18 protein-coding genes and 2 pseudogenes are annotated in these 19,796 nt (G+C 39.4%); 14 read left to right on the top strand and 6 right to left on the bottom strand.

Translation table 11 applies throughout. The annotated features are described in order from the left end of the window. Positions 1 to 27 precede the first annotated feature (27 nt). On the bottom strand, positions 28 to 687 hold the full coding sequence (gene rpiA, locus EL162_RS06130) for a ribose-5-phosphate isomerase RpiA (RefSeq protein ID WP_126330831.1): 660 nt from the start codon (positions 685 to 687) through the stop codon (positions 28 to 30). Positions 688 to 982: 295 nt separating this feature from the next. Here rpiA and EL162_RS06125 point away from each other — a divergent pair, with 295 nt between their 5' ends. Further along, the gene (locus EL162_RS06125) at positions 983 to 1,897 is read left to right on the top strand and encodes a LysO family transporter (protein WP_126330829.1); all 915 of its coding nucleotides are present in this window, start codon (positions 983 to 985) and stop codon (positions 1,895 to 1,897) included. A 295-nt stretch (positions 1,898 to 2,192) separates the two neighbouring features. Here EL162_RS06125 and EL162_RS06120 read toward each other — a convergent pair whose 3' ends face one another. The 4 genes from EL162_RS06120 to EL162_RS06105 all read right to left on the bottom strand — a co-directional run bounded on the left by EL162_RS06120 (position 2,193) and on the right by EL162_RS06105 (position 6,387). Beyond that, the gene (locus EL162_RS06120; protein WP_126330827.1) at positions 2,193 to 3,494 is read right to left on the bottom strand and encodes an FAD-dependent oxidoreductase; all 1,302 of its coding nucleotides are present in this window, start codon (positions 3,492 to 3,494) and stop codon (positions 2,193 to 2,195) included. Between the two features lie 143 nt (positions 3,495 to 3,637). Continuing rightward, positions 3,638 to 5,050, bottom strand: coding sequence for a type I glutamate--ammonia ligase (glnA, locus tag EL162_RS06115; protein WP_126331690.1), 1,413 nt, complete (start codon positions 5,048 to 5,050; stop codon positions 3,638 to 3,640). A 481-nt stretch (positions 5,051 to 5,531) separates the two neighbouring features. Beyond that, positions 5,532 to 5,837: a hypothetical protein gene (locus EL162_RS06110; RefSeq protein ID WP_126330825.1), complete on the bottom strand. Its 306-nt coding sequence runs from the start codon at positions 5,835 to 5,837 to the stop codon at positions 5,532 to 5,534. A 4-nt stretch (positions 5,838 to 5,841) separates the two neighbouring features. Continuing rightward, on the bottom strand, positions 5,842 to 6,387 hold the full coding sequence (locus EL162_RS06105; protein ID WP_126330823.1) for a hypothetical protein: 546 nt from the start codon (positions 6,385 to 6,387) through the stop codon (positions 5,842 to 5,844). A 149-nt stretch (positions 6,388 to 6,536) separates the two neighbouring features. Between EL162_RS06105 and EL162_RS06100 the strand changes: the two are divergent. From EL162_RS06100 to EL162_RS06085, 4 genes and pseudogenes are all read left to right on the top strand, one after another. Then, positions 6,537 to 7,313 (top strand): annotated as a pseudogene (locus EL162_RS06100) (glycosyltransferase family 2 protein); the annotation flags it as partial. Further along, positions 7,313 to 8,131, top strand: a complete 819-nt coding sequence (locus EL162_RS06095) for a glycosyltransferase family 25 protein (protein WP_126330819.1) — start codon at positions 7,313 to 7,315, stop codon at positions 8,129 to 8,131. The pseudogene EL162_RS06100 and the gene EL162_RS06095, both read left to right, overlap by 1 nt. A 1-nt stretch (position 8,132) precedes the next feature. After that, the gene (locus tag EL162_RS06090) at positions 8,133 to 8,939 is read left to right on the top strand and encodes a glycosyltransferase (protein WP_227543385.1); all 807 of its coding nucleotides are present in this window, start codon (positions 8,133 to 8,135) and stop codon (positions 8,937 to 8,939) included. Positions 8,940 to 8,949: 10 nt separating this feature from the next. Then, the gene (locus EL162_RS06085) at positions 8,950 to 9,732 is read left to right on the top strand and encodes a glycosyltransferase family 25 protein (protein ID WP_170161423.1); all 783 of its coding nucleotides are present in this window, start codon (positions 8,950 to 8,952) and stop codon (positions 9,730 to 9,732) included. 31 nt (positions 9,733 to 9,763) lie between these two features. Here the strand turns inward: EL162_RS06085 and EL162_RS06080 are convergent, their stop codons facing one another. Further along, on the bottom strand, positions 9,764 to 10,630 hold the full coding sequence (locus EL162_RS06080; protein WP_170161422.1) for a glycosyltransferase family 2 protein: 867 nt from the start codon (positions 10,628 to 10,630) through the stop codon (positions 9,764 to 9,766). A 201-nt stretch (positions 10,631 to 10,831) separates the two neighbouring features. On the opposite strand from EL162_RS06080, the gene EL162_RS06075 reads away from it, so the two are divergent. From EL162_RS06075 to rfbA, 9 genes and pseudogenes are all read left to right on the top strand, one after another. Beyond that, on the top strand, positions 10,832 to 11,878 hold the full coding sequence (locus EL162_RS06075; protein WP_126330812.1) for a WaaS/CpsH family glycosyltransferase: 1,047 nt from the start codon (positions 10,832 to 10,834) through the stop codon (positions 11,876 to 11,878). Positions 11,879 to 11,913: 35 nt separating this feature from the next. Further along, a complete protein-coding gene (locus EL162_RS10300; RefSeq protein WP_259772314.1) occupies positions 11,914 to 12,189 on the top strand; it encodes a hypothetical protein in 276 nt (91 codons plus the stop codon). Between the two features lie 39 nt (positions 12,190 to 12,228). Beyond that, positions 12,229 to 13,000: pseudogene (locus EL162_RS10295) on the top strand (ABC transporter permease). A gap of 68 nt (positions 13,001 to 13,068) precedes the next feature. After that, positions 13,069 to 13,320 carry an ATP-binding cassette domain-containing protein gene (locus EL162_RS10290; RefSeq protein WP_259772313.1) on the top strand — a complete coding sequence of 84 codons (252 nt, stop codon included), beginning with the start codon at positions 13,069 to 13,071 and terminating at the stop codon, positions 13,318 to 13,320. Between the two features lie 220 nt (positions 13,321 to 13,540). Continuing rightward, positions 13,541 to 15,676, top strand: coding sequence for an HAD family hydrolase (locus EL162_RS06065; RefSeq protein WP_126330810.1), 2,136 nt, complete (start codon positions 13,541 to 13,543; stop codon positions 15,674 to 15,676). Between the two features lie 15 nt (positions 15,677 to 15,691). Next, positions 15,692 to 16,810 (top strand): glycosyltransferase family A protein, encoded by a 1,119-nt coding sequence (locus tag EL162_RS06060; RefSeq protein WP_126330808.1) that lies wholly within the window; start codon positions 15,692 to 15,694, stop codon positions 16,808 to 16,810. Between the two features lie 115 nt (positions 16,811 to 16,925). Further along, complete coding sequence (gene rfbB / locus EL162_RS06055) at positions 16,926 to 17,990, top strand: dTDP-glucose 4,6-dehydratase (RefSeq protein ID WP_126330806.1); 1,065 nt, start codon at positions 16,926 to 16,928, stop codon at positions 17,988 to 17,990. A gap of 19 nt (positions 17,991 to 18,009) precedes the next feature. Further along, a complete protein-coding gene (gene rfbD, locus EL162_RS06050) occupies positions 18,010 to 18,915 on the top strand; it encodes a dTDP-4-dehydrorhamnose reductase (protein ID WP_126330804.1) in 906 nt (301 codons plus the stop codon). Further along, positions 18,905 to 19,795, top strand: coding sequence for a glucose-1-phosphate thymidylyltransferase RfbA (gene rfbA / locus EL162_RS06045; RefSeq protein ID WP_126330802.1), 891 nt, complete (start codon positions 18,905 to 18,907; stop codon positions 19,793 to 19,795). Before rfbD ends, rfbA begins: the two co-directional genes overlap by 11 nt. Position 19,796: the final 1 nt, after the last annotated feature.

The following is a 19,796-nucleotide window of genomic DNA, read 5'->3' as shown; positions in this document are numbered from 1 at the left end:
CACTTTGCCAGCCCAAACAAAATCTTGCTAAAATTGCACCGTCTGCACACCACCTTCGTGTGCTTTTAGCATCAGTGTTGCTGACTGGGCGGCAAAAATACCATTACAAACAACACCAACAATGTTATTTAACCGTTGCTCAAATTCGGCAGGATTATCAATAATCAAATCATAAGTATCCAAAATAACATTGCCATAATCAGTAACAAAGCCCTCACGATACACAGGCTCGCCACCCAATTTCACCAGCTGGCGTGCCACATAAGAGCGAGCCTGCGGCAAAACCTCAATCGCCACAGGGAATTTGCCCAGACTGCTGACAACTTTTGAGTCATCAACCATGCAAATAAAACGCCTACAAGCTGCAGCAACAATTTTCTCACGCGTCAACGCACCGCCGCCACCTTTGATCATATTGCCATGAGCATCGATTTCGTCCGCCCCATCAATGTACAAATCCAGCTCGCCAACTTGGTTAAGATCAAAAATCTCAATGCCCAATGCCTTTAAGCGACTCTCGGTAATTTCAGAGCTTGCGATAGCCCCTTTGATACGCACCTGTGGCAACAAGTCAATCAAACAATTAACCGTACTGCCCGTCCCCACGCCCAAAATAATCCCATCATCAATATAAGAAAGGGCAGCTTTGGCGGCGGCTTGTTTTTGGGCAAGTTTTGGATCTGTCATAACACACCTTTTTGGACTTAAAAGCACAAACTGCCATCGCTGACAATTCCAGCTTATGCTCATTGATTTGGTTTATTTTTGCTGTCAAATTTGGCAGCACAAACTGTCAATTTTACGCCAAAATGGACAAAAATCCAAATGTATTTTGCCCCAAGTGATGATTTTGATAAAACAATTGCCAAAATAGGCAAACTTCGCCACAATCTTGGCAAAATTAATGCCATAAATTGTGGTATTTTTGCTTAAAAGTGTTATAATATATCGTTTTTAGCAACCAAGCCACTGTGGAGTCATTATGCAAGGGATAGTAACACTGCTGCTGATTTTAAGTCCAATGTTTATTGGATTTATGCTGCCGATATCCAAATCATGGGCAAAAACAAGCGAGCAGGCATTGAACGGCTTGGTGTATCTTATTCTCATCGTCATCGGCATCGAGCTTGGGCTGGTTGATGACTTGGCAAAAAAAGTTGATGATATTGCCAAATATCTGTTTGCACTCATTGGGCTGACCATCAGTGCTGGACTGATTAGCTTGGTGATATTTGACAAATTGCACACCCATCACAACGCCCAAAACCCAACAAACCCTACAAACAAACCAAAAATCAGCCTACACGGCAGTCTGGTTCAGCTTGTCTGTCTGGTGCTGGGCTTTGTCATGGGTAGAGTTTTACCAGCAAATTTTCTACCCCCTGACAAGACCACCACGGTACTGCTTATGCTGCTGTTATTTTTGGTCGGTATTGGGCTAAAAAGCTCTGGTATCAGCCTACGGCAAGCATTGATTAATAAATTAGGCTTACAAATCAGTGCAATATTTATGATTTTTACCAGTATCAGCGGTGCGATTTTTTCCTTAATGTTTGATGAAGTTGGCGTAATGCAAGGCTTGGCAGTGGCATCAGGCTATGGCTGGTATTCAATGTCAGGGACAATCATCACGGACGCTTATGGGGCGATTTGGGGCAGTGTTGCCCTGCTAAATGACCTGGCACGCGAGATTATCGCCCTGATTTTTATTCCACTGGTGATGCGTCATTCAGCTTCGGCGGCGATTGGACTGGGTGGTGTTACCAGCCTTGATTTTGCCCTGCCAACCATCTTGCAAGCAGGTGGTACACGCATTATGCCAACGGTCATCAGCTTTGGCTTTATTACCAATGTCGCCGCCCCTGTTTTGATGGTGTTTTTTAGCTCATTTGGCTAAGTTTTTCATCACGATATGGCTGATACCATCTGCCAAAATACCTGATTGTAAGCCCACAGGCAACAAAGGCATGGTTAAACACAAGCCACACAATAACAAGCTCAAGGCTTGACATATTGATAATTAACTTAATAATTTATTTAGTTAATTAAACCTATGACGATTGACATTGTCCAGCTTTTATATTCCATCTTGCTGCCATAAACCCAGCTCGTAAAATTTTGCCAATCGTCTTGTGATAAAACTGCCAAAATCCATAGGTGGTGTTGTCTTTTGCCGAAACTTGGCTTTGCAGCTAGCGATTGGCTCGCTTGATAAACTGCCTTATCACAAAGGGCATTTTGGCAATCTGATGGCTGCATTCACTACGCAAATAACGCAGCATGGCAACATCAGCCAAGCCTGATGCGTAGGCAAAATGAATCAAAGAAAAGCTGTGCATCATCAGCTCATTATGGCTCTTTGTCGCTCGCTGATAATCGTGCAGCAGCTGTGGGTGCAGAGGTGATTTGTGATGATATTTGTCCACCAATGTCAAAAACTGTGCCACATCAGACAAACCCAAGTTTAGCCCTTGCCCTGCCAATGGATGCACGCCATGTGCTGCATCGCCAAGCAGTGCCAGCCGACCTTTATAATAGCGTTTGGCAGCTTGTGCAGACAGTGGAAAACTTGCCAGCGATTCAAGTTTTGCCACCATGCCCAGTTCATAGCCGCTTGCAAGAGCCAGCCGATTTTTTAGCAATGATTCATCACGCTGATACTCGGCAAGATAAGTATCCGCCAACGCTGTCGGCAAGCTCCACACAACCGAATGCCAGCGATTTGTTTTGTCATCAGTTGGCAAATGTGCCATCGGCAACATCGCAAGTGTACCAGTCGGCAGCATTACCTGCCGTGCTGTATTATCATGCGGTTTGTCGGTATAAATAGCACAACAAATCGCCTTTTGATGATAATCAAGTGTCGCCGCCCCCACCGCCATCGCTTGACGCACCAGCGAATGCCGACCATCAGCACCCAAAAGTAGCTTTGCCTGTGCCACCTTATGCGTGCCATGCTGCTGATAGCGAACAATCACCCTATCGCTTCGTTCATCAATCGCCATGCCATCACCAAGTAGCGTTGCAGCAAATGCCAAATCAAGCCGATCTGCCAATTTGGCACACTGCCACAATGCCTCATCAAGCACAGATGGTTCCACCATCGAACCAAGCGGCTGACAACGCCCTTGCTTATCATCATCACAAAATATCAACTCCCCAAAATCATCACGACCCCAGACCTGCATTTTGTCAAAGTCAGCTTTGCGTTTGATAAACTGCCAAGCACCCAGCGTTTTTAATAATGCAATACTGGCACGATTCATTGCATAAACACGAGCATCTCGTACCCTAAGTCGCTGCTGTAAAGCCGCCTCATCTGGCAATGGTTTATTGTCCAGCAGCAGTACCTGATAGCCACGCTGCACCAATGCAATGGCAGCCACCATGCCAACCACGCCTGCACCAATGATGATGACATCATACAGCTGTTCTGATGCTTGTAAAGTTGCTGCTTTTGCAATGTTAGGCTTGGTGTGCATACTGTCTGTCATACTTATCGGTTTAATTTTCATGATGATTTGGCAATGATCAATCAACATTGCCACAAGCTGCATTGTAGCCGAAATTGGCAAATTTTGCAGAAAAATCTTAAAAAATACCCCAAACACAAGGCTTGGGGTACAGACTGTCTGCATTAGCAGCGATAATACAAATCAAACTCCAACGGATGCACCGCTTCGTTTAATTTTTGCACTTCTTGCATTTTTAGCTCAATATAAGCATCAATCATCTCTTTGCTGAACACATCGCCTTTTAACAAAAACGCATGGTCATCTTTTAGAGCATTTAGAGCTGTCTCAAGATTTTCGGCGACAGTTGGAATTTGTGCCTCTTCTTCAGGTGGCAAATCATATAGGTTTTTATCCGCTGCCTCGCCCGGATTGATTTTATTTTCGATACCGTCAATTCCCGCCATCAACAATGCCGCAAAGCACAAATATGGGTTTGCTGCAGGGTCAGGGAAACGCACCTCAATACGCACAGCTTTTGGGCTTGAGACATGAGGAATACGAATCGATGCCGAGCGGTTTGATGCCGAATACGCAAGTTTGATCGGTGCCTCAAAGTGTGGCACAAGTCGCTTGTAGCTATTGACAGTTGGGTTGGTGATGGCGTTTAATGCACGAGCATGCTTGATGACACCACCGATAAAATGTAGTGCAGTGGTTGATAGACCTGCATATTCATCGCCAGAGAAAGTATTAACACCGTCTTTGGCGATAGAGATATGCACATGCATACCAGAGCCATTATCACCAACGATTGGCTTGGGCATAAAAGTGGCAGTTTTGCCAAATTGATTGGCAACATTTTGTATCACATACTTAAACTGCTGCACTTCGTCGGCTTTTTTTACTAAGGTGTTAAATGACACACCAATCTCCAACTGCCCTGAAGCAACTTCGTGATGATGCACCTCAACACGCCCCTCGCCCATGATATCTTCAAGGCGATCGCACATCACTGCACGCATTTCATGATAATGATCCACAGGCGGTGTTACTGCATACGCACCTTTGACATGGGGACGCTGACCATTGTTGCCCCATGGATAGTCTTTGTTGGTTGACCATGCAGCCGCTTCGGCAACGATGACATTTCTTGCACCTGACTGGTCAATATCCCATTTTACCTCGTCAAATACAAAAAATTCAGGCTCAGGGCCAAAAAATGCCGTATCGCCAATTCCTGTTGATTTAAGATAAGTTTCGGCACGGCGAGCGATGGAACGCGGATCTTTTTCGTAGCCTTGCAAAGTGGCAGGTTCGATAACATCACAAGATACCACCACTGTCGGTCTGGATTCAAAAAACGGATCCAAATAAGCTGAATCTGGATCAGGCAACAAAATCATGTCCGAAGCCTCGATGCCCTTCCAGCCTGCAACTGATGAGCCATCAAACATCTTACCGTCCTCGAGCGTATCCTCATCAATGCTTGAGGCAGGAAAAGTCAAATGCAGCTCCTTGCCATGCGTATCAGTAAAACGAAAATCCACCCATTTTGCACCTGACGACTCAATTAAGTCAAACAATTTATTACTCATCATCGCTCCAAATATTAACAAACCAATCAACCTAAGCGGCAAATTAAGCAAACTTGCTCAATCGCACTACTGTCAAATTTATGCCTATCATGATACGCCTTTTTTTGATAAAGGTAAACTTGGATAATCGCACATTTACCAATTATTAATAAAAATAATAAATAATAATAAATTCATCAATATATCAATATAATATCATTAGCATAGAAAATTTTTATCATAAAATACTGATTTTATTATATTTTTATATCTATGATAAAATAAGGTGAATTTTATTATTTAGTTTATTATGATTGTTTATTTTAAATATATTAATTTATTGGTAAATAAAATGGTTATATCAGTTTAACCAATGAATAAATCAGATAATCATCACCTTTTTACATTTACATGGCAATTTGCAAAGTTTTGGGTGCTTGTGGTGTGATTTCGCTTTTGCTTTGATGGTGGCCTTTGCCAATCTGTCAGTCCATCAATCAACTCAATCAGGCAAATCCATCTGACTGGTATCAGGATTTAGCCCAAAATAAAAAATCACCGTCGCCACCAAACTATTGACACCGATAAATGCCCAGTCAAAGCCTTGATGATTCAGCACAAATCTGCCCAATAACATCGACACTCCAAGCATCACCACAAAGCAGCCAAGCAGATATGCTATCATCACAGGGTGTGTCATGCTGTCTATTTTGCCTGTTTGGCGTTTTTGGCGGAGCAGTTTGATATTTATCATAAATGCAACAACATACACCACCGAACCCATCAATAAATAGCCCAAAAATCCCATTGTTCTAGCCCTTTTGTGAATTTTTATGGAAATTGTTTATCAAATCAACAGGCGTATCATCGCATGGCACTTGGTAGATGGTATTGACCGCACCCATCAGCGATACGACATAGCGACTGTCAAGCATTGGATTGGTATTGGCACTGGCTTGGCGAGTTTGTAGCAAAATTAGCATCTTATCAGCCCGTGCAATCACATCACCCGCTGCATCGGCTGATGACAAATCAATGCTGTTGGTTGAAAAATATTGCCAGCCCTGTGCCAGAGGCAACACTTCCAGCTTTTCAGGATTGTCCCAAATTGCCTGACTGCCTTTTGGTTCTTTCATTTGCATGACATAACCGCCATTTTGCTGGCTAATCTTGATGGTTGCAGGTGTGTCTTTGTCGATGGTATAGCACCCATCAAATACTGTCTCTTCTGCCGCCACGCCAAACTGCTTGTTCTTTTGTGCATTTTCGGCTGTTTTTTGGGATTTTTCGCACCCTGTTAAACCACCCAACAGCAGTGCCATAACCACACCGCCCAATGCAATCACCTGTTTTGTCATCTCTTCACCCTGCCAAAAAACTCTATTGTACTGATAATTGATGATTTTGGCTAGATTTTTAGCACAATTATGCCGAAAAATCACTGGCAAAGTTTCACAAAGTTAAGTAAAATGTTGTCAAATAACCCAACCAAATTTAATCACTTAGCATGAATACCACCCCTTATCGCCTGTCTGTTGTGATGATTGTCAAAAACGAGGCAAAAAACCTTGCCATCTCATTGCCAGCCTTGACTGGGCTTGCTGATGAGATTGTCGTGCTTGACAGTGGCAGCACCGATAACAGCCGCCAGATTGTTGAAAAGTTTGGTGGCAAATGGTTTGTCAATACCGATTGGCAAGGTTTTGGGCGACAACGACAAATCGCCCAAAGTTATGCAACAGGCGACTGGATTTTGGCATTGGACGCCGATGAAGAAATCACCGATGAGCTTAGATATAGTATTTTAGCAGTCATCAAACAAAAACCTGAAAATACAGTCTATGGCTTAAAACGGTTGGATTTTATCTTTGGTTGTCAAATCGATAACGCTCATTGGGGTGTCAAAGCATACTGGCGACTTTATCCAAAAAGCTTTGGTTTTAATAATTTGACCGTACACGAATCTTTGGATGTCGCAGGGGCAAAAACAGTCAAGCTGTCTGGCTTTTTGCATCATCATACTGCGCCGGACCCTTTATTTTTATTAGAAAAACGGCTCAGCTATGCCCAAGCTTGGGCAATCGAAAATGCTCAAAAAGGCAAAACATCCAATCTATTTAAAGTAATCAGCAATCCCATTTGGCAGTTTATTAGGCAGTATTTTTTGGATGGTCGATTCTTACAAGGCGAATACGGTTTGATTTATTCTATTATTTTTAGTCAATATACTTTTAATAAATATTTGCTATTATGGCAATATAATCATCAAAAAGGTCACCAATCATGAAAGTGTTTATCATTAATTTGGCACAATCTACCGATCGGCTTGAGTTACAAAAACAACAATTTGACCGACTAAGCATGGCATTTGAGCGACTGCCTGCCACGACCGTTGGCGACATCAGCGAACGCTTTTATCTTGATAATATCAAACACGGTCAAAGACTAATCAAACAAACCGAGATGGCTTGCTTTTTAAGCCATAAGTCCGCTTGGGAAAAAGTGGTTTTGGAGAATCAACCATGTGCCATCTTAGAAGATGATGCAGTGTTAGTGTATGATTTTAAACAAGTTTTGGATGGGATTTCTAAGCTCAACGATCCCAATATTGATCTGATCAATCTTGAGGTGCAGCCTCGCAATAAGGTCGTGGCAAGCAGTCCATCTCACAGCATCTTATCGGATGAATATGCCATCTACCAACTGCTGTTAGAAAAAAATGGCACTGGTGGCTATGTCCTATTCCCATCTGGTGCCAAAAAACTATTGGCAGAGGCCCAACATCGCTTAGCGTTGGCTGATGCGTTCATCTTCAGCTGCCCAAATCTGAATTTGTATCAAATTGAACCTGCCGCCCTACTCCAAGATGTGATCTGCCCTGCTTATGATGTGTCGATTAAAACGCCACCAGTGTCTTTAATTGGTGCCATCAAAAACACCGTGCCATTTGAACAGACGCTAGCTCATAAAATCCAATTCAAAAAAAATCGCATTGCCACCCAGCTACATCTAGGCATTCGTACACTAATCGCCCTATCTAGAGGGGTTAAAAGACAAATCGCCGTCGATCGCCAGAAGTTTATTCATCAACAAGAAGACTGATATGACCATACAAAATATGACGCGGCAAGACTTGCCAAGTATTAACGCACTATGGATTGGGGAGAAGCTCAATGCCATCTCCACCGCCTGCCTAATATCATTTATCAAGCATGGGCATCAAGTCAATCTCTACACTTATGGAGAGATCAGCAATTTGCCGACAGGCGTCCATGTGCTGGATGGGTCTACGATATTGGACAAATCCAAGATCATTAAACATCAAAAAAGTGGCAGCTTTGCACTGTTTTCGGACATCTTTCGTTATGCTTTATTAAGCAAAATCAAAAATGGCATCTATGTAGACTGTGATGTATATTGTCTAAAGCCACTCACTATTCCAGAACATGGATATCTACTCGGTTACGAAAATGACAGCCACATCAATGGAGCCGTATTGGCTCTGCCTGCTGACAGCAGCATGCTAAACACCTTAATCAACCTAAGCAATCAGCCTTATTTCACCCCAGAGTGGTATTCTAGCTATGATAAAATGCGCTTAAGAATCAAACGCCTGTTTGGTTATGCCAATACACTATCTACAATGGGCTGGGGAGTCATTGGACCCAGTGCGATCACGCATTATGCAAAAAAACTAAATATTACAAACTTGGTTCAGCCTGTGGATGTGCTTTATCCAGTCCAGCATCACGAAGTCAATAAATTACTTGATCCTTCGCTCAGTATTCATGATGTGACCACGCTGCGCAGTGTATGTGCACATCTTTATAACGAAACCTTAAAAAATATTGATTTAAAACAGATAAACCCAAACTGCATCTTGGCTAAGATGCTATACAATGAGATATAGTGGCACTGTTATGAAATGTAAAGTAATTAGTCTAGAATCCAAACCTGAACGCCGCACCCACATCACCCAAGAGTTCAGTAAACAAGGGATTGATTTTGAATTTTTTGATGCCATCACACCAAATCAAGTTACCCAATTGGCTAAGCAGCATGGCTTGGCATTGGGCGATGCTTTTTTGACCGAGGGCGAAAAGGCATGCTTTATGAGCCATGCGTGCCTATGGCAACAGATGATTGATGAAAATCTGACATATCTGGCAGTCTTTGAGGATGATATTTATTTGGGCGAAAATGCACACTTGTTTTTTAGTGATGATGAATGGCTAAAAGACAATGCTTTGGATTTTGTGAAGACTGAGACTTTTCTGCAAAAAAGAAAACTGTCCAAAGACAGTATTAGCACCATGGATCATCGCACTCTTCATGTGTTAAAAGAAAGTCATCTAGGTGCCGCTGGATATATCTTAAGCCAAAAAGCAGCTGTGCAGTTACTTGCCATCATAAGATCCCTTAACTCTGAGCAAATCCAGCCAATAGATGTAATTGTATTTGAATATTTAATTAAAGACTCTGAAGCAATTTTGATTCATCAGCTACTGCCAGCAATCTGCATACAAGAGTTTATCCTAATGCCTGAAACATTGTCAATGCCGAGCAGTCTTGAAAATGATCGCCTCATAAAGCGCAAACAAAAGCCAAAACGTAGTATCGGTAAGAAGTTAAAAGGCGAACTATCCAACGCCATTCGAAAAAGCTTTGGTCAATTCATGCGTACTAAGATCGAGTTTCGCTAATTCATCATCAGTGCTGAAATACTCTGACCGTCTATTTTTGATATAACCAATCCGCAGACTCGGTTTGTATTTTAGTAATAATTATCCGCGTCGCCAGATTTTTGTTGTATTTTTCAACATAGTGCTGAGATAAAAGTCGCAACACACCATAAAACCTCACCCTGTTTTTGGCTTTGTGATTTTGATTTTCAAGCAACGCCTGAAAATCAGCTGGTGTTAAATGCTTATGAGCAAATAGCCAGCGTGATTTAAAATATTTTAAATAAAAATCTAGACCTCTTGAAGGTTCGCTTGCACCACCATAATGATAAATTTTTAACGCTTCGTACTTTAATAATGGCTTGCCTGATTTTTTGAGTCTGTAACACAAATCCACATCTTCACAATACATAAAAAAGTCAGTATCAAACCCTCCCATCTTTGTAAATACATCAGCATCCATCAGCATCAGCGACCCTTGAAACCAACAAATCTGGTTATCATAACCCAAAGTTTGTCCAAATTCATAATAATGATAAGTTGACACATCTTGACCATCATCATCCAACACTTGGGTAGAAATCACACCAAACTCAGGATTCTGCTGAGCATGCTCAAGCAATTTCTCCAGATAATCATCTTGTAGCATTCGCATATCAGGATTCATCAGCAACAACAATTCACCTTGAGCGTGTTCTGCTGCCAAATTCATTGCACGACCAAACCCAACATTTTGAGGCGATTGGATGATCGTACATGACAGCAATGATTGAAATCGCCGTACCATGATTTGAAGCTGGTCATTTCGGCTGTTATTGACGATAACGACCTGCCACTGATCGGTCGGCAGCGTCTGAGCAAGCAGATCTTGAAGTAGATCGCAAATATAGCTTTCGGTATTGTAATTGACTACAAGCAAGGATAGTATCATAAAATAAAAAGGGTGGTATTTGTAGAAAATTTAGGTTATGATATCATAATTTAATATTTGTTTCTATTAGGTTATCTTTTTGTTTAACAAATAGTTTTGGGTTAATAAAAGCTCCCATAGTGCCAGGAATTTTGGGTAAAAATTTTGCACCTTAACAAAGTTATAATTTAGTTACATTAAAAGGAAATTATGAACATATCCGGTAAGACTATTCTGCTAGTAGCCCCTGAGGACATGGGTCTTAATGCTTTAATTGCTAAAAATTTGTCTTTTTGTGGCTTTGAGGTTATCAGTTACGAGCATCCTCAATTTAAATATAAAAACCTTTATGAAAGGCTGGTAAATTTTTTTCGTAAGTTTATTTTAAACGATTTTAGTTACAAATCTAAAATGCGAGACCTTGAGGGTCAAAACATGCTTTTGGAGATTTCGCAACAAAACAAGCATATCAACTATACACTCATCATCCGACCAGACTTATGTTCAGATAATTTTTTATCTATCATAAAAGGAATAAGCTCCAAAACCATTGGCTATCAATGGGATGGTTTAGATAGATTTCCTGATGTGTTTGCAAAATTACATTTTTTTGATAATTTTTTTGTTTTTGACCCTATGGATATTCATCAATATTCTCAATACAATTTGTGTTTAATTACTAATTTTTACTTTGACTATGTCAAAAAAGCTCAAGATCTAGTGCAAGATAATAACAGTCCAATAATAGCTTATTTCATCGGATCTCATTTAGATCAACGCACACCAATCGTTTTACAGATGCTAAATTGCTTTTGCAAGGTAGGTATTGAACCATTATTTATGATTGCTGGATTACACGACCATAACAAACAAACTGCATATCAAGGTTATCCTGTGACATTTTTGGCTAATTATATTTCATTTGAAGAAAATTTGACCAATGTACAATCTGCAGATATTATCGTGGATATATTGAACGATATACACGGTGGTTTATCATTTCGAGCATTTGAAGCGCTTTATTACGATAAAAAGCTAATTACAAACAATGTCAACATTGCACAATATGATTTCTTTGATGAGCATAATATCTTGATTTGGAATATCGAAACAAGTGTTGAAGAACTGCGAGCTTTTCTGAACAAGCCTTACCGCAATCCAGACAATCAAATTATTTATAAATATTCTTTCACAAATTGGATACGATATATGCTTGGCATAGATCCATATATTGCTCTAGATAGTCATCTTAAATAAATTAAAACCACTCAAACGAATTAATAATAACCACTATGATCGGCAAACTTACCTTTGGCTTATTTACCCAAGAAGATACCAAAAGCTTCATTCGATTGATGAACCATGTCAAACCGTTTAAGCTTCGTATTATCGTCGCTCTATTGGCGATCGTTGGTGTTGCTTTATCTGAAAGTTACTTAGCGGCTTTTATTGCACCGCTTGTAAACCAAGGTTTTAGTATACCTGATAATATTGCACCAGCCCAACAAAATACAGGGTTTGTTGCCAACATCATCCACCTAAAAGACCGATTTAATCATATAATTTAGGGGACAGAAAATAAAGTATGGATTGTAGCTGTATTTTTTATGAGCTTGGTTATTTTTAGAGGTATTTGCCGTTTTGTGAGCCAATATTTAATAAACTGGGTGGTATTGATGGCAATTAGCTATTTAAGACAGGATATGTTTGATAAAATGCTTTTATTGCCATCTGGTTATTATCAAAATACACCCTCAGGTCATGTACTGATGAATATTGTTCAAATGGCTGAAAATTCAATGAGCAACGCCAGCAATGTTTTTATTGTTTTGACGCGTGATACTTTAATTGTCATTGGCTTGGTATTTGTTTTATTTTATTTAAACTGGCAATTAACATTAATTGTGTTGATTATGTTTCCAGTTTTATCGTGATAGGCTCAAAGATATTATCAACCACGCTCAATTTTCCATCGGTTCACTCAACAGCACTGTTAATGAAATCCATCAAGGTCATCGTATAGTGAAATTATTTGGTAGACAAAATCAAGCCACCAAACGCTTTGCGGATGTTAATCACACTATCGCTCGCCTTGGTAAAAAAATCACTCAAGCCAACGCCACACGCTCCCCTGTCAGCGAGGTCATTGGTTCAACTGCACTGGCAGTGGTGATTTTTATCGCCCTATGGCAAAGCCAAAAGGGGCTGACCACTATCGGTGAATTTATGGCGTTTATCGTAACGATGATGCAGATGTTTGTCCCCATCAAAAACCTTGCCAACATTTCCATCCCCATACAGACCTGTTTTTGGCAACTGATTCTGTGTGCAAGTTTATGGATGAAGAAAATGAAAATGACACAGGAAGCACTTGCTTAAATCATATTGCAGACAACTTGCATTTTTATAATAATGACATATAATATACTACAGAATCCAAAAAATTTTTGGATAATTTCAATCTTGATATCCAAGCAGGCGAGCAAGCCACCCTTGTTGGGCGTTCAGGCTCAGGCAAAACCACGGTGATTAATTTATTGCCACGATTTGTTACGCTAAGTAACGGTCAAATTCTACTAGACGGCGTGGATATTTATGACATTGAACTTACTAATTTGTGCCAGCAGTTTGCCTTGGTGTCGCAAGATGTATTTTGTTTGATGACACTTTGTTTGCAAATATGCGTCATTCTCGGCTAAACGATGTATTGAAAGCACTAGAGGTGGTGAATTTAACAGATTTGGTTAATAAACATCCACTTGGGTTGCACCAATTCTATTGCTGAATGAAGGCAAAATCACCAAAGAAGGTTTTCACCATGAGTTGATGGCAGAAGGTGGATATTATGCTAAGTTAAGAAACTTAATCATCTGAAAATGCGTACTTTGATATACTTAATATTTGTAAATAAGGATTCTTATGATCACAACCAACTCCTATCTTGATGCAAATCAATTACTCTCAACAGTTCGTGCAGATTATAAGAAAAATATAATGGTCACAAATAAACACTATGTTGAATTAATGTTAAATCAGCTTCAGGATTTCGATATTATCTCCTTCGATGTATTTGACACCGTTGTGACACGATTGGTTGAATGCCCTATTGATGTTTTTGCATTTGTTGAGGCAAAATTAGTATCGCAAGGATGCACCCTTGCAGCAGGCTTTGCAAAAAATCGACTGCTTGCAGAACAACAAGCACGAAATACTGCCTATGACAGAAATAAAGCCGAAGAAATATCTATTGATGAAATTTATCACACACTAGTTACTCAATTTGGCTATACAAAAGATTTTGCAAACATTGCCAAATCTTGTGAGCAAAATTCCGAAGTTGATCTTTGTATTGCCATTTCCGATCATTTTGAACTAATCTCCCAGCTGAAAAAACTAGGAAAAACCATCATCTTTGTCTCTGATATGTATCTTCATCCACATAACATTGAGATGATTCTAAAAACCAATGGTTTTGTTAATTATGATCATTTATTTGTTTCTTCATATCTTGGCAAAACCAAACATAGTGGTAAAATTTGGGCTGAAGTGAGAAATGTTATCGGAAACGATAAAAAAATCTTTCATTTTGGAGATAATATTCATGCAGATGTTATAACACCAAACAAATATGGCATTCAAACACAACACTATGATCGATTCTTAAACGAACGCCGAGTGGGTGCAGAATTGAATCCTTATTTACTACCATTTTCTTTCCTTAGTCAAGCAACCAAACTTCGACAAAATCCTAATTTTGACATCAAAAAACAGATTTGGTCTTCTTTGGGTGCATCTTTAGGGTCAATAATTTTATACAGCTTTACAAATTGGCTCGCAGAGCAAATCAAAACCCATAAAATTGACCATGTATTTTTCTGCGCCAGAGATGCACAGGTAATTCATAAAGCTTGGCAACTACAAGATTTTGATAATAAAATTGGCTGCACATCAAGTTATTTATATGTCTCTAGACGAGTTTTAAGATACTCTCTATGCTACACCGAGATTATTAAAAATAAATATTTATCAGAGGCGTCACTTAATTTTATCATCAATGAATCTTGTGAACCCTGGGATAGTTACTATCAGATTTTTAAGCCATTCAATATTTCTCAAACAAAAATTTATCAAGATGGATTCAAGGCTATTTTTGGTAACCTAGAGTCAAAAATTGATTGGTCTAGAGTCAATGAAATTAAAAGCTATATTCAAGAATTTCTACTTGATGACCTGTTACCTGTTTTTAAGCAAGTGTTCGATAACACAACCAATTACTATCATCAAGAAGGACTTATGAGTAATAATAACAAGATTGCCATAGTTGATTTGGGTTGGAATGGCACCATTCAGATGTCTATTGCAAACTTACGCAGTTACTTTGGTGTAGATTCAAAAGTATATGGCTATTATTACGGTTTATTTCGTCAAAATACCACTGGTAGACTGTATAAAAATGGGCCAATGGCTGCTGCTTTTTGGAGTAAATTTCTTAGACAGGATGAAACAAACACAATGATAAATTCAATCAACCTGCTAGAAAATTTCCATTCAGCAGACCATCAAACAACGATTAATTTTCATTTATCTACTGAAGATAAGCGTTATCATCCAACTCTCAAAGAGGATAAAGGTCACAAATATATCAATTCATTTAATGAAACAATTAAATTGTTTCAAGATGCTGCCTTGCAAGGAATATCTAAATGGATAACATCTGGCAGTTATATGGGTATTTCTGCTGATAGCATTGATATTATCAGTGCGAATGCTGCTATGGCACAAGTTTTTTGCTCTCCAAATAAAAATGAAATAGAAACTTTGGGTGCAATAGAACATTCTATGCTGCACAATCATGACGAGTTTCATCGTATTGTTCCAAATCATCTACCAAAAAAGCAAGATCAAATTTCTGATTTGCTACATAGAGGAGGTTGGCCCGCTGGCGTGATGACTCATTGGATCAATCTTGGTATTAAAGAAAAAAATCCAGCCGCATATCAGGTAGCTCGTCAGCATTTTGACAACTATTCAGATCTAATCAAGAGCAAATTTTGATAAGGAATTTCTTCAGTGTTTAATAATCATTTATACCCAATTGCTAATGAACTGCAAGACAATAATCAAATCAAAACGGATGGCTCGGTAGCTATCATAATGCGTACTAAAAATCGCACTATATTATTAGCAAGAGCGATTAATAGCGTCATCGAGCAAAGCTACCACAATTGGCACTTATACATTGTTAATGATGGTGGCGAACCAAAAGATGTTGAAGACTTAGTTGATATTTATTCAAACGACTTAAATCAACGAATCACTATAATCCATAATCCAGATTCACTAGGCATGGAAGCGGCATCAAACTGTGCATTTCAGATTGCTCATGAAGAATTTTTAGTCATACATGACGACGACGATTCATGGCATCCAGAATTTTTGCAAGAAACTGTGCAATTTCTACAGCAAGATAAATCAGCCGTTGCTGTCATATGCAACTGCCAAGTGATTCATGAAGAAATTATCCACGATACAGTAAAAGAGCTTGCCATCTTTGACTGGGATTATTGGAAAGATTTTGTCGATATTGATACACTTATTAAAGGTAACATCGCACCACCAATTTGCCTACTTATCAGAATGAAAGCTGCAAAAACTATCGGGGGCTTTAATGAAAGCTTACCCGTGCTGGGTGATTGGGACTATAACCTGAGATTATTTAGACTTGGCGAAATTAGAACCTTAAATAAAAAATTGGCCTACTATCATCACCGCCCTAATGCAAATGGTACTTATGGCAACTCTGTTATTGCCGGAGTGGACAAACACCTAAAGTACCAAACAGAATATCGCAATGCCATGGTTCGTCAAGCTCTTATGGATAACCAAGCAAATTTTGGGCTTTTACATACATTGCTTCACGATATTGAAAAATCGAAAAATGAATTAATTTGGCATATTCACAATACAACTTCTCGAAATCAAAGAGATGAAGAGATGTATCAGATGGTTTACTATTTTTACAAAAAGATTAATCCAATAAGTGTATTTTTTAGAAATATTAAAGAAAAAATTCGAACTTCTAGGAAGAAGTTTTCAAAGACTAGGGCTGCTGCTCATTGGGTAAGAGACCGTATTCGAAAATTAAGGAATGAGCGTTCTGTTAACTTACTCAATCCTCCCAAATCTTGATATATATAACGTTGCCAATGTACTTTATTGGCAACATTATTATTATTTTAGATGCTTATATGTTTAGAAAATTAGTATTCAAAATATTAATTTATGATTTTTTGAAATTTTTACAATGAACATCCTAATCACAGGCGGTGCAGGCTTTATCGGTTCAGCAGTGGTTCGCCATATTTTACAAACAACCGAGCATCATGTCTTAAATGTGGATAAATTAACCTACGCAGGCAATTTAGAATCCTTATTGCTAGTGTCTGACAATCCACGCTATCAATTTAGCCAAACAGATATTTGCAATCGTGGGCAAATTGAGCGATTGTTTGATGAATTTGCTCCAGATATTGTCATGCACTTAGCGGCAGAAAGCCATGTAGATCGCTCTATTACGGGTTCAAACGAATTTATTCAGACCAATATTATTGGCACTTACACCCTATTAGAGGTCGCTCGCCATTATTATCATCGTTTAAGCGATGATAAAAAGGCAACATTCCGTTTTCATCATATCTCAACTGATGAAGTGTATGGCGATTTGGAAGGCACTGACGATTTGTTTCTTGAGACCACGCCTTATGCCCCAAGTTCACCATATTCCGCCAGTAAAGCCAGTTCTGACCATTTGGTGCGAGCATGGCATCGTACCTATGGCTTGCCTGTGGTGATTACCAATTGCTCTAACAATTATGGACCTTATCATTTCCCTGAAAAATTAATTCCATTAACCATTTTGAATGCACTAAATGGTAAGCCTTTACCTGTGTATGGCAATGGATTACAAATCCGTGATTGGCTCTATGTAGAAGACCATGCTCGTGCCTTATTTTTAGTGGCAACCACTGCAAAAGTCGGCGAGACTTACAATATTGGCGGACATAATGAGCAGAAAAATATTGATGTGGTCAAAGCCATTTGTGAATTATTAGAAGAGCTTGCACCAAATAAACCGACAGGTGTTGCTCAATATGCAGATTTAATTACTTATGTCAAAGACCGCCCTGGACATGATTTACGCTACGCCATTGATGCTAGTAAAATTGGGGCAGAGTTAGGTTGGATGCCACAAGAAACTTTTGCTACAGGCTTGCGTAAAACCGTGCAATGGTATTTGGATAATCAAGAATGGGTACAGCACGTTCAAAGCGGTGAATACCAAAACTGGATTAACAAGCAATATCAATAAGCCATAACAAGGTTAAACGATGAAAATTTTACTTCTAGGTAAAAATGGTCAAGTCGGCTTTGAATTAGACAGAAGTTTACAACCTTTAGGACAAGTCTATGCCCTAGACCGCCATAGCAATGCCGATGGTTTATGTGGTGATGTGGCGAATTTTAATGCGATAACACAAGCATTTCATCATATCCGCCCTGATATTGTGGTTAATGCGACTGCCTATACTGCGGTTGATAAAGCCGAAACTGATACTGTGCAAGCAGAATTGATTAACCATTTGGCTGTAAAACATTTGGCAGAATTGACAAAACAACACCATGCCCTATTGATACATTATTCAACCGATTATGTGTTTGATGGTACGGGTGAAACTGCTTGGACAGAAGAAGATAGCACGGGCCCTATCAATGTGTATGGGCAAACCAAGCGTCAAGGCGAACTTGCACTTGAGCAAAGCGGAGCAAATTTTATTAACCTTCGCACCAGTTGGGTTTATGGCACACATGGCAATAATTTTATCAAAACCATGTTAAAACTGGGAGCAAGCCGTGAAACGCTTGGAATTATTGCCGACCAAATTGGTAGCCCAACAGGAGCAAGTTTGATTGCAGACATTACCACTCAAATCATTCGCCAATATCAGCTGAACTCTGCAAGTATTAAGATGGGACACTACCATCTTGCACCACAAGGCGAATGCTCATGGTATGACTATGCTAAGTTTATTTTTGACGTGGCTCGTGAAATGGGGATTGACTTAATAGTGAAACAAGTCAATGCCATTGGCACAGCGGATTATCCAACGCCTGCAAAGCGTCCACACAATTCACGACTTAATACCAGCAAATTACAACGCAATTTTTCATTACATTTACCACATTGGCAACAAGGCGTTCGCCAAGTGCTTGGAGAACTGATTCATGACAACTAAAAACCGTAAAGGCATTATCTTGGCAGGCGGGTCAGGCACTCGCCTATACCCAATCACCATGGGAACATCAAAACAATTATTGCCAATTTATGATAAACCGATGATTTATTATCCATTATCGGTGCTGATGTTGGCAGGCATTTCTGACATCTTAATTATTTCAACGCCTGAAGATTTACCAAATTTTGAAAAACTACTGGGAACAGGTGAAGAGATTGGTATTAAGCTATCCTATAAAGTCCAACCAAGCCCAGATGGATTAGCAGAGGCCTTTATTTTAGGTGAAGAATTTATTGGCGATGATAATGTTTGCTTAATTTTGGGCGATAACATTTTCTATGGTCAGCATTTTAGCGAACAATTACGCCGTGCATCAGCACAAGAAACTGGAGCGACCGTATTTGGCTACTATGTGAATGACCCAGAGCGTTTTGGCGTAGTAGAGTTTGATAAAAATGGCAAAGCCTTAAGCATAGAAGAAAAACCTGCCGAGCCAAAATCACATTATGCGGTTACAGGGCTTTATTTTTATGACAATGATGTGGTAGAAATCGCCAAAAATATCAAACCTTCACATCGTGGTGAATTAGAAATTACCGATGTTAATAATGTGTATTTACAAAAAGATACGCTAAATGTCGAGTTGCTTGGGCGTGGTTTTGCTTGGCTTGATACAGGTACGCACGACTCGTTGCTTGATGCAAGCCGATTTGTACAAACCATTGAACACAGACAAGGATTAAAAGTCGCGTGTTTAGAAGAAATTGCCTATGCAAATGGTTGGATAAATAATGAACAATTGTTGGCACGAGCAGAGTTTTTTAAGAAAACAGGCTACGGACAATATTTATTAAAATTACATAAAGAGCATAACGGTTGAG

This window comes from Moraxella cuniculi (assembly GCF_900637105.1).
Taxonomy (GTDB): domain Bacteria; phylum Pseudomonadota; class Gammaproteobacteria; order Pseudomonadales; family Moraxellaceae; genus Moraxella; species Moraxella cuniculi.
Note: the sequence above shows the minus strand (reverse complement) of the source record. Positions and strands in the feature narration are given on the sequence as shown.